A 12894-nucleotide genomic window follows, 5' to 3' on the forward strand; every position below is an offset into this window, starting at 1 on the left:
GGGGCAGCGGACAAGCGACACCAAATACGAAACTTTCAGGAACATACGTGACCCACGAACTCTCCGGCTCCGAAACACCGACGCAGACCCCACGCAGTAAATCAGCCACCCGCTCCGACGCATCCAATCCACCGGCCCGCACCGCACGGATCCCGCGAGCGGGCCTGCTCATCCTGGCCATGGCCGGGTTCACCGCCGTCACCACCGAACTCCTGCCGTCCGGGCTCCTCCCCCAGATCAGCCGCGACCTGGGCGTGGACGAATCGGCCGTCGGCTCGCTGACCGCTGCCTACGCCGCCGTCATCGTTATCACGGCACTGCCCCTGTCGAGGTTCCTCGGTGCGCGGATGCCACGCAAGACCCTGCTGATCGTGACCGTGCTTGCCTTCGCACTGAGCAACGTGCTGCTGGCCGCCAGCCCCAACCTGAGCCTGGCCATTGCCGCCAGGCTCCTCGGCGGCGTGGCCCACGGCCTGCTGTGGTCCAGCATGGCCCCTTATGTTGCACGGATCGTGCCTGCGCATTCTGTTGGCAAGGCCATGGCGATCGTGTTCAGCGGCAACAGCGTCGCCCTCGCCGTCGGTGCTCCGCTCGGCACGATGATGGGGTCGGTGCTGTCCTGGCGTGCCTCTTTCCTTGTGCTGGCGGGTGTCGCAGCGCTTCTCGCTTTGCTGGCCATTAAGCTGCTGCCCCCGGCTTCCGACGCCGACCGGGACTCGGCGCCCTCAATGCGCGCAGCCATGGCGCTGCCGGGGGTCATCGCGGTCGCGACCGCCTGGCCGCTGCTGCTCCTGGGCCACTTCGCCCTGTTCACCTACATCGCCCCGTTCCTCCTGGCCGCAGGCCTGCCCGACACCGCCACCGGCATCTCGCTGTCCGTCATCGGCGTCGCCAGCCTGGTGGGGATCTGGATTGCCGGCCTCACGGCGGACGCCCGTCCCCGGGGATCGGTCCTGACCGGGGTGGCACTGCTCCTGACCAGCTTCGCCCTCCTGCCCGCGCTCGGCGGCACGTGGACTGGGGCACTAGCGCTCCTGACCCTGTGGGGCATCACCTTCGGTGCGACCGGAATCTACAACCAGGCGGCAATCCTCCGTGCGGGCGGAGAGCACAAGGACGCCGCCAACGGGCTCGCCGTGGTGACCATCCAGCTGGGAATCGCCGTCGGCGCGGCGTACGGTGCCCTGGCCCTGAACACCGTCGGCGCGCTGCTGGTGCCACTCGCGGCGGCAGTTCCGCTGGCTGTGGCGCTGGTGATCATCTTCGTGAGTCGCCACTGCGGGTACCCGTCGGGCCCCCGCGAAGGGCGTCTGGCCCGCTCACCCAAGTAACTGGCAGTTGTTGTCGCTTTGAGCGCTGAAAACGACAACAACTGCGAGCCAGTTGGGCTGCCTCAAACTCTTGCGCAGATCTTGTGGCTACAGTGCCCGCTTCTTGAGTCTGGTGCTGAACGATCCTTTTACAGCATCGTGTGGCGTCAACGAGGAGGTCCGATGGAGTCGGTGCGGCGGAGCAGCCGGACGGAGACGGAAGCCGTAGGCGCCTTCTGGCGGTGGTGGTCCGTAGCGGGAGCCGGCCTTATCACTGCAGCCGTCATGAGCGGCGTTTACGGCGACCTCCCGGAAATCATCGGTGCCATGGTGATGGCCATTCACCCCGAGCTGCGTTGGGAGACCGGCCCGGGCGCCCGATCGCAGCATCGGCTCTGCATCACGGGCGGTGGCGACCCCCGGCTGCGGGTTCTGGCCGAGCGATGGCGGAGGGCGGCTCCTCCGCCCACTGAGTCCTGGGAATTCGCCGCGGCCAGGGAGCCTCAACCCGGCATGGTCACTGGCCCCCTCGAAGGTCTGGCGCAACCGGTGGACCTGGGGCTGGCCCGGATTGCCGTGGACTGGGACGACCGAAGCGCCCTGGCCGAACTGACGGTTTACCACCCCGCTTTCACGCGGATGAGCACCAACGACTGTCGCCTGGCGGGCCGCCTGCTGGCCGACTGGCTCCTCGGAGAAGACGATGTCCAGCGATGGGTAGGCGCCCTCAACGTGGCCCGGACCGATCCCCGGGATAGCCAGCCCGCCGCCGTCGTACCCGAATTCATCCAGGCCGTGGCAACCCGGAACGCGAACCCCCGCTGGACGATGCGGGAAGCCCAAACTTCCTCGGGGCAGAGGGTGATTGTCTGCACCCTGCGGCCATTGCGGTGGGTTGATCATCCGCTGCTGGACCTGCACACCGCGGTCCGCATCGGCTATCGGCGGACCGGGCCGGACGGGCTGCCGGACGGCGACGCACTGAGGGGGCTCCGACATCTCGAAGCGGACCTCGGCGCGTTGCTGGGCTCACGCGGCGAGCTAGTGGCCTCAGAGACGTGCAACGGGCTTCGGATCCTGCACTACTACAGCGACTCCGAGGACCAGAACGGACGCGAAAGCTTCGACCGCTTTGCCCGGGCCCGAAAGGAAGTCCAGGTGACCCACACCGGCGATCCGGGGTGGGCCCGGGTACAGAAGTTTATCTAGGGCACATGAACGGCAGCCGGATCCCGGGTTCTGGGGGGAATGCTCACGGGTCCGGCTGCCATGCCCCGCGGCCGTCTAATTCGCGCGTACCGCCGTCGGGACACCCCAATTCTGGCCGCGCGGACTTGGAAAAGGGATGGACAATGTGCCAGCCGTCGCGCCACGGGCCACCAGATCTAGGGGTATGCAAGCGCTAACTCCCACTTCTCTTTTGGTCGAGGCCGGACGATAATTAGATCAATCACCGGAGCTGGGCCGGCGGCGGTGTCGCCTGTCTGAGACCAAGGCGGCCCCCCCAGCCGCCGCCGTCCCTTAAATTCAGCCGCCTAAATTCAGCCGCCGCCCTTCAAAGGCCGCCGTCCTCACCCATGTAGGTCGCAGCACACGGCATTCCCAGGGGTGGGAACCCCCTGTGCTGCGACCTAGATGGGGGTTTCGGCAGGGAGCTGCCACTGACCTCGACAGGACTGAGCCCGCGTCCTATGGTGAGGAAATGAGCGATGTTCCAGCCGACGATGCTCCGGCGCCAGACAAGGACAAAAGCACCAGGGACGGCCTGGCCGACGCACTTTCCCCCGTCGTAGCACCCGAAAATACGGACGAGGAACGCTTCAAACAGCCCGAGGAAACTCGACCCGCGGACGAGCGCGAAGCAGCGGACTGATGAGCGAGGTTGTAAACCGTCTGGCAGCGGCGATGAATGCCCACGACCTCGAGGCGGCCGCCGCGCTGTTCCATCATGACTACCGCAGTAGTCAACCTGCCCACCCAGGCAGGGCCTTCGTTGGCCGAGCGCAAATGCATGCGAACTGGCAGGCGATGTTCGCCGGTATCCCCGACTTCCGCGCGGAGCTGGTTGGTTCAGTCGATGACGGGAACACCACGTGGAGCGAATGGTCCTGGACCGGAAACCGAGCAGACGGGCAGCGGTTCCGGGCCCGTGGAGTAGTCCTCTTCGAAATCACCGGAGGCCTGATAACGGCGGGCCGGCTCTACATGGAGGAACTCGAAAACATAGAGGAAGGCATCGAATCAGCCGTGCACTCCATGTCGGGGCGGACGCCGGACAAGCCACAGGACTGACCCGCCCCACTCAGCGATTTCAGGCGTGGGTGGGCTCCTCCACCAGCGCCGTGGCAATGCTGTCCGCATCCTCCAGCGCGGCCAGGTAGCGCTCGGCATCGAGGGCCGCCGCGCAGCCGGTGCCCGCAGCGGTGATGGCCTGGCGGTAGCGGTGGTCCACGGCGTCCCCACAGGCGAACACGCCACTCAGGTTGGTGCACGTGGTGGGCGAATCCACCTTGATGTACCCCTCGCCGTCGAGCTCCACCTGCCCGGCCAGCAGCTCGGTGCGCGGCACGTGCCCGATCGCCACGAAGAGCCCCGTGGCGGGCTGCGTCCGGGTTTCGCCGCTGCGCGTGTCTTTCAGCGTGACGCCGCTGACCTTGCCGTCGCCGTGGATCGCCGTGACGGCCGAGTTCCAGGCGAACGTGATCTTCGGGTTGTCCTTGGCGCGCTGCGCCATGATCCGGGAGGCGCGCAGCTCGCCCTTGCGGACGACGACGGTCACGGACTTCCCGAAGCGCGTCAGGAAGGTGGCCTCCTCCATGGCGGAATCCCCGCCGCCCACCACGATGATGTCCTGGTCACGGAAGAAGAAACCGTCGCAGGTGGCGCACCAGGAGACGCCGTGGCCGCTGAATTTCTTCTCCTCGGCCAGCCCGAGTTCCTTGTATGCAGAGCCGGTGGCCAGGATGACCGCCGGGGCCTCATAGGTTTCGCCGCCGCCGGTGACCACGCGCTTGAGGTGGCCCTTGAGCTGAACCTGGGTGGCGTCGTCGAACACCACCTGCGCGCCGAACTTTTCGGCCTGCTGCTGCAGGCCGTCCATGAGCTCCGGGCCCTGGACGCCCTCCAGGAAGCCAGGGAAGTTCTCCACCTCGGTGGTGTTCATCAGTGCGCCGCCGGCCGTGACCGAGCCCGCCAGGACCAGCGGCTTCAGGCCCGCCCGTGCCGCGTAGATGGCCGCGGTGTAGCCGGCGGGGCCGGACCCGATGATGATCAGCTGCTCGGTGCTGATCTTTTCAGCGACGGCGTCCTCCGGCTTGGCGTTCTTGCTCACCATTGGCTCCTTCTCTTCGGGCTCATTCACGGGAAGCTGCTACTGGGCGTCGACGTGGCGGGCGGGCAACAGCTCGGTGACCAGGGCTTCGATCCGGGTGTGGATCTCGTCGCGGATGGGCCGCACGGAGTCGATGCCCCTGCCCGCGGGATCCGCCAGCACCCAGTCCTCGTAGCGCTTGCCCGGGAAGTACGGGCATTCGTCACCGCAGCCCATGGTGATCACGACGTCGGACTCCTTGACTGCCTCGGTGGTGAGGACCTTGGGGACCTCGGCGGACATGTCGATGCCGACCTCGGCCATGGCCTTCACCGCGGCCGGGTTCACTGCTTCCGCGGGCTGCGAGCCGGCGGAGCGCACCTCGATCGCGCCCCTGGCCAGGCTGGTGAGGAACGCGGCCGCCATCTGGGACCGCCCGGCGTTGTGCACGCAGACGAACAGGACGGAGGGCTTCTTGGCGGGGTCGGCGGTCATGGTGTTCTCCTAGGTTGGTGGTCTGCAGGGCGGGATTGCGGAAAGAAGCGCCTGCCTGCCCACAGCGCCGCTTACACAAGTGCAACAAGAGCAGGCAGCTCAATCAAGAGCTCGGTCAGGGGCAGTACGGCCGTGGCGGGCAGCACAGGGCCTGCCCGTCGTCCAGGGCGGGCAGGCGCGTGGATGTTCTGGTGTGCGTGAGCGGTCAGCAGCAGTCCTGGCCGTCCTCGCAGCACTCGTCGTCGCAGCAGCCGGTGCTCATCCCTTCACCCCCTCCCCTTTGCTAGCGGGATTGGTCTTTGGCCAGCCGGTACTCGCTGGCCGGCGCAAGCGCTGCCGGGGCCGGGTACAGGGCACGCACCAGCACGAACCCCACGGCACCGCCGAGCAGCTGGGCCAGAATGAAGCCGGGCGCAGAGGCCGGGGCGATGCCCGCGAAGGTGTCCGTGATGGTCCGGGCAGCGGTTACGGCAGGGTTGGCGAAGCTGGTGGAACTGGTGAACCAGTAGGCCGCGGTGATGTAGCCGCCCACGGCGAAGGCCACCCGGTCCGTCCGGCCCGAGCGGAGAGTGCCGAACACGATGACCAGCAGCCCCGCCGTGGCGACGACTTCGCCCAGCCAGAGCCCGGTGCCGGTCCGTTCATGGTTTGAGAATGTCACGGCGTCCAGCCCGAACATGAGGTTGGCCAGGACGGATCCGGCCAGACCGCCCGCGAACTGTGCCGCGATCAGTCCCGCCGCGGTCCGGTTGTCCAGCACGCCCAGCACCCGCTCGGCCAGCGTCACCACCGGATTGAACGACGCCGATACCGGCTGGAGCGCCACGATCAGCGCGACCAGTGCCGCGCCCGTAGCGAGGCTGTTCTGCAAAAGCTGCAGCCCGACGTCGTCCGGTGACAGCCGTGACGCCATCACGCCGGAGCCGACGACGGCCATGACCAGAAAGGCTGTCCCCGTGAACTCGGCGGCCGCGCGCCGCGCCAGCGTGCTCATTTGCTGTGGCCCCCGATCAGGGCAGCCAGGTTCGCCAGGGCATCGGTCCGCGCCCGGTAGTACACCCACACCCCGCGTTTTTCCCTCTCGAGAAGGCCGGCCCCGTGCAGGATCTTCAGGTGGTGGCTGATCGTGGGCTGCGAGAGATCGAAGGCGCCGTTCAGGTCGCACACGCATGCCTCGCCTCCCTCATGCGAGGCCACCAGCGACATCAGCCGCAGCCGCACCGGGTCCGCCAGCGCCTTGAGCAGCGGCGCAATGCCCTCCGCCTCGGACGCGGACAAGGGTTCCCTGGACAACGGCGAACAGCAGGCGACCGTCTGGACCGGGGTGAGTTCCAAATTCATAGACACACGTAAATATTTACACTCATCTATGTCTTAAGCAAGAGAGTGGAGTTTTTGGACAGTTGTTGCGAGTTCGAGGGCATTTAGCGCGCAATACCTGTACAAAAACCTGCAGGTCCGCGAACCGGGCAGACCAGCATTACCGGCTGCCTGGTATCCATTGCTGGCCTCGGGTGCGGGGTCCACTATAGAGAAGAGCGGCAAGGCTCGCACCGACCGGCAGCGCCCATGGCCTGACGGATCTAGGGGGCACTCATGGACAAGACCGGTTCTGTTTTCTCAAACCGACGTGCTCTGCTGAAGGCAGCCGGGATTGGGGCGGCCGGTATTGCCGGTGCACCACTTCTGTCCGCATGCACCGGCGTACCCACACTGGCGACGCCATCGGGTTCGGCCTCCCTGCTCCCGGCCCCGCCGGGACAGATCGCACCATTGCTGGACGGGCCGAAAGTCACAAATGCCTTGGCCCAGCTCGACGGATTGATCCGAAATGCCATGGAACAGACCGGGCTGCCGGGAATGGCCGTGGCCGTGGTGTATCAGGACGAGGTGGTGTACTCCAAAGGCTTTGGCGTGCGGGAGGTCGGCAAACCGGAGGAGATAAGTCCTGACACGGTGTTCCAGTTGGCATCCGTGTCCAAGCCCATGGCGTCCACAGTGGTGGCAGGGGTGGTGGGGCGGCGGGTGATCAACTGGACCGACCGCGTCATTGAACATAACAAGAACTTCGCGCTCAAGGATGACTACGTCAGGAAGAATGCGAGCTTTGCCGATCTCCTGTCACACCGCAGCGGACTGAAAACAGGGTCGGGCGATCTGCTGGAAGACCTCGGATTCGATCGTGCGTACATCCTCGGCCACCTCAACCAGGAACCCCTTGATACATTCCGGTCCAGCTACAACTACAGCAATTTCGGCTACACGGAAGGCGGCCAGGCAGCAGCCGATGCGATGAAAATGTCGTGGGAGGATCTGGCCGACGAGATTCTTTTCCGGCCACTGGGCATGTCCGCCAGCAGTTACCGCCACTCGGCCTATGAGAAAGCGTCAGACAGGGCAACCATTCATGTCCCGCTCGGGAACAAGGTGTGGGCAGCGAAACACCGTCGCGATGCCGATCCCGAGGCCCCGGCCGGGGGCGCGAGTTCATCGGTGCGGGACTTGGCCAAATGGCTCCGGCTGCAGCTCGGCAAAGGCAGTTACGAGGGCAAGCCAGTTATTGATTCAGATGCCCTCCAGACAACCCACGTCCCCCATACAGTTTCCGGGCCGGCGTCGGCACCGGCCGCCCGCTCCCGTTTCTATGGGTTGGGCTGGAACGTCTCCTACGATGATCAGGCCCGTGCCCAAGTTGGACACTCCGGGGCATTCAATCTCGGCGCAGCCACCGCTGTCTCCATGCTTCCCGGTGAACAACTGGCAATCGTGGCCCTGACCAACGGAAGACCACAGGGAATCCCTGAAGCAATCACGGCCGGCTTTCTGGATACTGCGCAGCACGGATCTCCCACGGTCGATTGGCTGGCGTTCACCGCGGCCGTCTTCAAACAAATTGATGAGTCCGAGAAACCTAAGGTCGACTACACCAAGGTTCCGTCTAACGCTGCCCCTGCCAAGGCAAACAGTGCCTACACAGGGACTTATGCGAATTCCTACTACGGCCCGCTTGCGGTCCTCGAGCAGGACGGCAAACTGGCCATGAGGATGGGACCGTCTGGCAGTCCCACGACATTCCCGCTCACCCACTTCGACGGCGACACTTTCAGCTTTGAATCCATCGGAGAGAACGCCAACGGCCTGGCTGGTGCACTGTTTGCAGAAACAGTCCGCGGGTCCTCGCCCCGCGTCACTCTGGACTTCTACGACAGAACCGGGCTGGGAACCTTCACGCGGACCTCCACGCGTTGAAATGGCTTGTCGCCTCCGGAATGGGCCTATTCTGAGGGCATGTCGCAGTCCGGTGAGGTGATTCCCCCGGTGCTCTTGCCACCGCTCGAGGTCGCGCTGGCGAAGGGCGTGAAAGGCATTCCGCCGGCAGCCGCCTTGCCTGGTCAGATGCTATTCGAGCCCAAGTTTGATGGGTATCGTGTCTTGATTTTCCGGGACAGGGACCGGACCAGCCTGTGGTCACGCCAGGGTAAGGACCTGACCCGCTACTTCCCAGAGCTCGTTAAGGCGTCAGTATCGATGATCCCGGCCGGCTGCATTGTCGATGGTGAGGCGCTGGTGTGGTCGGAGGGCAGGTTGCACTTCGAGGCCCTGCAGCGGAGGTTGTCAGCCGGCAAAGAAGGACTGCGGCGGTTGGTCCTGGAGCTGCCTGCGAATTTCGTGGGCTTCGATGTCCTGGGTGTTGCCGGGCAGGACGCGAGGGGCTTGCCCCTCACGGATCGGCGCGCGCTGCTCGAAGAGTTGGCAACGCACTGGGCTCCCCCGCTTTCGGTGTCTCCTCAAACAGCTGACAGGGAGCTGGCACGGCAATGGTTTGAGGGCGTGGCCGGGGCCCGGTTGGAAGGACTGGTAGTCAAGAGCAGCATCCAGCCCTACGCGGGCGGAAAAAGGATCTGGTTGAAGTACAAGCACACCGAAACCGTGGACGTGGTCTGCGCCGCCGTCACCGGACCCATCACCCAGCCCTCGGCCATCATCGCAGGCCTGCCCGTTGACGGGGAGCTGCGCATTGTGGGGCGGTCCACGGTCCTGTCCACCAGGACGGCCCTCTCCCTGGCCCCGCACCTGTCTGCGCCGTCGGGGGCGCATCCTTGGCCCGAGGAAATCAGCGAATCGGCACTCAACAGATTCAGCAAGGACAAGGGCCCGGTGCGGCTGACGCTCGTGGAACCGGTCGTGGTCGAAGTGTCGGCCGACGTCGCCTGGTCCGGACAGTCGTTCCGCCACCCCCTGCGATACCTACGCATCCGTCCCGAACTGGACCCGGCCGCCGTCGAACTCCCCGCGCACCTGCCGGTGTAGCCGGCCCTGCCGCCCCTCGCCACCGGCCGAGTTTCGTGCAACGATGCGGCATGACCAGCAGCACCGGCGCCAACCAATGGCCCTCCCGCGCGGGATCACCACCGGGCCATGTTGTACTGCTCGGCGACTCGATCTTCGACAACAAGGCGTACGTCAATGACGGGCCCGACGTCGTGGAGCAGTTGCGCGGCGAGCTCCCGTCGGGCTGGAACGCCACGCTGCTGGCGGTGGACGGCGACGTAATCGCCGGAGTCCGCCGCCAACTCATTGCCCTTCCCGACGACGCCACCCACCTTGTGGTCAGCGCCGGCGGCAATGACGCGCTCGGCTTCGCCCACCTGCTCGAAGCCCCCGCCCGCTCAGTGGCGGAAGCCCTGGACATGTTCGCCGACGCGCAGGCGCGGTTCGCCGCCGACTATGAGTCGATGGCCGAGGCGGTTTCAGCGACTGGGCTGCCCGTAGCGGTGTGCACCATTTACGACACGCCCTCCTCCGGGCCCTTCTATCGGATGATCAGGACCGCCCTCACGGTCTTCAACGACTCCGTCACCAGGGCCGCGTTCTCCCGGGGCATCAGCCTGCTGGACCTCCGGCTCATATGCAACGACGACGGCGACTATGCGAACGCGATTGAACCCTCCGTCCAAGGAGGCGCCAAAATCGCGTGGGCCATCACCGCACTGCTGGATGGAACACGCCAGGTGCCGCGGTCAGCGGTCGTCGGCGGCACCTGACTTCATGCAGCTGTGCGGCACCTCAACCTTTCGAGGCGTGGAAACCTCCCTGCGGGGAGCGACGTTGTGGGTAAGGCGAGGCTATTGGGGTCGCAGCTGGCCCTTCACACCGTCCAGGCTAGCGGAGCGGACCCGTCGAGTTCCGGACCACCAGCCGGGGCGTGCTGGTGATGTCCGCGATGGGGGCGCCGGGATCGTTGAGCCGCTCGAGGGCCACACGTCCGGCAGTTGTTCCCAGCTCCACGGCATGGAGGTCCACCGAGGTCAGGTCAATGCCGCAGAGCCGGGCCGTCCGCGAATCGTCGTAGCCCACGAGCGACAGGTCCCCGGGGATTGTTAGCCCCATCGCGTACGCGGCTTCGCGGACACCCAGCGCGAACTGGTCGTTGTGCGTGAACACGGCCGTCGGACGGTCCGGCCCGGCCAGCAGCTCCGTCGCCGCACGCTCCGCGGCCTCCTGCGTGAAGTCGTCGGCCGCCACGGTCTGCGGGGTCAGGCCGGCATCCCGCATCATCTGCTCGTAGGTTTCCCGGCGGACGGTATGGCCATCAAAGGGCGGCCCGGCCATGTGCGCGATCCGCGTGTGCCCCAGTCCGAGGAGGTGTTCGACGGCGGCCCTGGCGCCGGCGCGGTCGTCAGGGTACACGCTGTCCACGCCCTCCACGCGGCGGGTGACACTCACCACCGGGATGATCTGCGCGAGTTCCCGGACCCGTTCGTCAGGATCGAGCAGCGCCGCGGCGATGATGATCCCCACCCGCGCCTCGATGAGTGAGTCCATCGCGCCCTGGTCCACGCCGCCGATGGAGCGGGAGACGCTGAGGATGAGCCGGTTGCCCGCGTGCGGCAGCGCCAGCCGCACGCCGTTGAGGACGTCGGAGTACACCTCGTTCCGGAGATCCAGGAGGTAAAGCCCGACGGCGGTCCGAGACTTGCTGGCCAGGTCGGCGGCTGCCGCATTGTGCCGGTATCCCAGACGCTTGGCGGCGTCGAAGATTGCCTGCCTGGTCTCCGGGCTGACGCCGGCAGCGTCACGGAAGGCGAAGGAGACCAGTGTGCGGGAGACTCCGACTTCCCGCGCGACATCAGCCTGGGTGGCTGGCCGGTGCTGCCGCTGGATGCTCATACGGCCATCCTCCCACGACGGGAAATGGCGGAAATTTCGGCATTTGTAAGTTTGACCTTACATTTAAGCCTTTCGCGCGTTAGCCTTGGATGTGACAGCGGGCACATGTCCCGCGCAAACTTGAGACAAGGGAGTCCTTATGTCTGCAACCCAGGCCCAGCGCGACGGCGCGCATACGCCCTCGCTGCCGCCGCTCACGAACGGCCCGCACCGCAAGCGCCTCGGCATGGTCGCCACGGTGGCGACCTTCGGCGGCCTGCTGTTCGGCTACGACACGGGTGTCATCAACGGCGCACTCCGGCCCATGACCGCCGATCTCGGCCTCACCCCGATCACCGAGGGAATCGTGACCAGCTCGCTGCTGTTCGGCGCTGCCGCCGGCGCAGTCGCCGGCGGCCGGCTCTCCGACACCTGGGGCCGCCGGAAGACCATCATCCTGCTGGCCGTCCTGTTCCTCGTCGGTGCCCTGTCCTGCGTGTTCGCGCCCAACTTTGAGGTCATGGTCATCGGCCGTGTCATCCTCGGCCTCGCCGTCGGCGGCGCCTCCTCCGTGGTTCCCGTGTACCTGGCGGAACTGGCCCCCTACGAGATCCGCGGCTCGCTTGCCGGCCGCAACGAACTCATGATCGTCATCGGCCAGCTCGCGGCGTTCGTCGTCAACGCCATCATCGGCAACCTCTGGGGCGAATTCGGTGGCGTTTGGCGCATCATGCTCGCTGTCGCCGCGGTACCGGCAGTCGCCCTGTTCCTCGGCATGCTCCGGATGCCGGAATCCCCGCGCTGGCTCATCTCCCGGGGTCGCAACCAGGACGCCCTGGCCGTGCTCAAGACCATCCGCTCGTCCGACCGCGCCGAGGCGGAAATGGCCGACGTCAAGCACCTGGCAGACGAGGAAAAGGAGATGAACCTGTCCGGCTGGGGCGCACTGAAGAACAAGTGGATCCTGCGCATCCTGCTCGTCGGCATCGGCCTGGGCGTCGCCCAGCAGCTCACCGGCATCAACTCGATCATGTACTACGGCCAGTCCGTGCTGGTGGAGGCCGGCTTCGACTCCCGTGCCGCCCTGATTGCCAACATCGCTCCCGGCGTCATCGCCGTCGTCGGCGGCGTCATCGCTCTGACCATGATGCAGCGGGTCAACCGCCGCACCACCCTGCTCCTCGGCTTCACGCTGACCACCATCTGCCACTTCCTGATCGGCATTGCCTCCATCGCGCTGCCCGTCGGCAACGCGGCCCGGCCCTTCGTGATCCTCTTCCTGGTGGTTGCCTTCGTCGGCTCCATGCAGACGTTCCTCAACATCGCCGTCTGGGTGATGCTCTCGGAGATCTTCCCCCTGCACATCCGCGGCTTCGCCATCGGCGTCTCCATCTTCTGCCTGTGGATCGCCAACGCCTTCCTGGGCCTCTTCTTCCCGACCCTGGTGGCATCCGTCGGCATCACTGGAACGTTCTTCATGTTCGGAGTGGTGGGCATCCTGGCCCTGATCTTCATCTACACCCAGGTGCCGGAAACCCGCGGCCGCACCCTCGAAGCACTCGAGGAGGACGTCACCACCGGCGCCATCTACCTGGTGCACAAGACCCCGGCGACGGCGGCGCACTAACA

Annotated in this window: 13 protein-coding genes; 8 read left to right on the forward strand and 5 right to left on the reverse strand. The window is 66.1% G+C overall.

Translation table 11 applies throughout. The features are described from left to right. Positions 1-47 precede the first annotated feature (47 nt). From QFZ33_RS20705 to QFZ33_RS20720, 4 genes are all read left to right on the forward strand, one after another. Entirely contained in the window at positions 48-1331 is a 1284-nt protein-coding gene (locus tag QFZ33_RS20705; RefSeq protein WP_373427306.1) for an MFS transporter, read from the forward strand. A gap of 162 nt (positions 1332-1493) precedes the next feature. Continuing rightward, positions 1494-2519, forward strand: a complete 1026-nt coding sequence (locus tag QFZ33_RS20710) for a hypothetical protein (protein ID WP_307030527.1) — start codon at positions 1494-1496, stop codon at positions 2517-2519. 493 nt (positions 2520-3012) lie between these two features. Beyond that, on the forward strand, positions 3013-3183 hold the full coding sequence (locus QFZ33_RS20715; RefSeq protein ID WP_307030529.1) for a hypothetical protein: 171 nt from the start codon (positions 3013-3015) through the stop codon (positions 3181-3183). After that, entirely contained in the window at positions 3183-3602 is a 420-nt protein-coding gene (locus tag QFZ33_RS20720) for a nuclear transport factor 2 family protein (RefSeq protein WP_307030531.1), read from the forward strand. The genes QFZ33_RS20715 and QFZ33_RS20720 overlap by 1 nt, the downstream gene beginning before the upstream one ends. A 19-nt stretch (positions 3603-3621) precedes the next feature. On the opposite strand, the gene trxB is transcribed toward QFZ33_RS20720, so the two are convergent. From trxB to QFZ33_RS20740, 4 genes are all read right to left on the reverse strand, one after another. Then, positions 3622-4599, reverse strand: coding sequence for a thioredoxin-disulfide reductase (gene trxB, locus QFZ33_RS20725; RefSeq protein ID WP_307031926.1), 978 nt, complete (start codon positions 4597-4599; stop codon positions 3622-3624). A gap of 81 nt (positions 4600-4680) precedes the next feature. Further along, positions 4681-5115, reverse strand: a complete 435-nt coding sequence (locus tag QFZ33_RS20730) for an arsenate reductase ArsC (protein WP_307030533.1) — start codon at positions 5113-5115, stop codon at positions 4681-4683. Positions 5116-5398: 283 nt separating this feature from the next. Beyond that, complete coding sequence (locus QFZ33_RS20735; RefSeq protein WP_307030535.1) at positions 5399-6109, reverse strand: aquaporin; 711 nt, start codon at positions 6107-6109, stop codon at positions 5399-5401. Beyond that, the gene (locus QFZ33_RS20740) at positions 6106-6456 is read right to left on the reverse strand and encodes an ArsR/SmtB family transcription factor (RefSeq protein ID WP_307031928.1); all 351 of its coding nucleotides are present in this window, start codon (positions 6454-6456) and stop codon (positions 6106-6108) included. Before QFZ33_RS20740 ends, QFZ33_RS20735 begins: the two co-directional genes overlap by 4 nt. Positions 6457-6711: 255 nt before the next feature. On the opposite strand from QFZ33_RS20740, the gene QFZ33_RS20745 reads away from it, so the two are divergent. The 3 genes from QFZ33_RS20745 to QFZ33_RS20755 are packed head-to-tail and all read left to right on the forward strand — an operon-like array spanning position 6712 to position 10160. Then, on the forward strand, positions 6712-8364 hold the full coding sequence (locus QFZ33_RS20745; protein ID WP_307030537.1) for a serine hydrolase: 1653 nt from the start codon (positions 6712-6714) through the stop codon (positions 8362-8364). 39 nt (positions 8365-8403) lie between these two features. Next, positions 8404-9426, forward strand: a complete 1023-nt coding sequence (locus tag QFZ33_RS20750; RefSeq protein WP_307030538.1) for an ATP-dependent DNA ligase — start codon at positions 8404-8406, stop codon at positions 9424-9426. Between the two features lie 50 nt (positions 9427-9476). Next, on the forward strand, positions 9477-10160 hold the full coding sequence (locus QFZ33_RS20755; RefSeq protein ID WP_307030539.1) for an SGNH/GDSL hydrolase family protein: 684 nt from the start codon (positions 9477-9479) through the stop codon (positions 10158-10160). 118 nt (positions 10161-10278) lie between these two features. Here the strand turns inward: QFZ33_RS20755 and QFZ33_RS20760 are convergent, their stop codons facing one another. Then, positions 10279-11286, reverse strand: a complete 1008-nt coding sequence (locus QFZ33_RS20760) for a LacI family DNA-binding transcriptional regulator (RefSeq protein ID WP_307030541.1) — start codon at positions 11284-11286, stop codon at positions 10279-10281. Positions 11287-11425: 139 nt separating this feature from the next. On the opposite strand from QFZ33_RS20760, the gene QFZ33_RS20765 reads away from it, so the two are divergent. Continuing rightward, complete coding sequence (locus QFZ33_RS20765) at positions 11426-12892, forward strand: sugar porter family MFS transporter (protein WP_307030543.1); 1467 nt, start codon at positions 11426-11428, stop codon at positions 12890-12892. Positions 12893-12894: the final 2 nt, after the last annotated feature.

The organism is Arthrobacter globiformis (genome assembly GCF_030815865.1).
Lineage (GTDB): Bacteria > Actinomycetota > Actinomycetes > Actinomycetales > Micrococcaceae > Arthrobacter > Arthrobacter globiformis_B.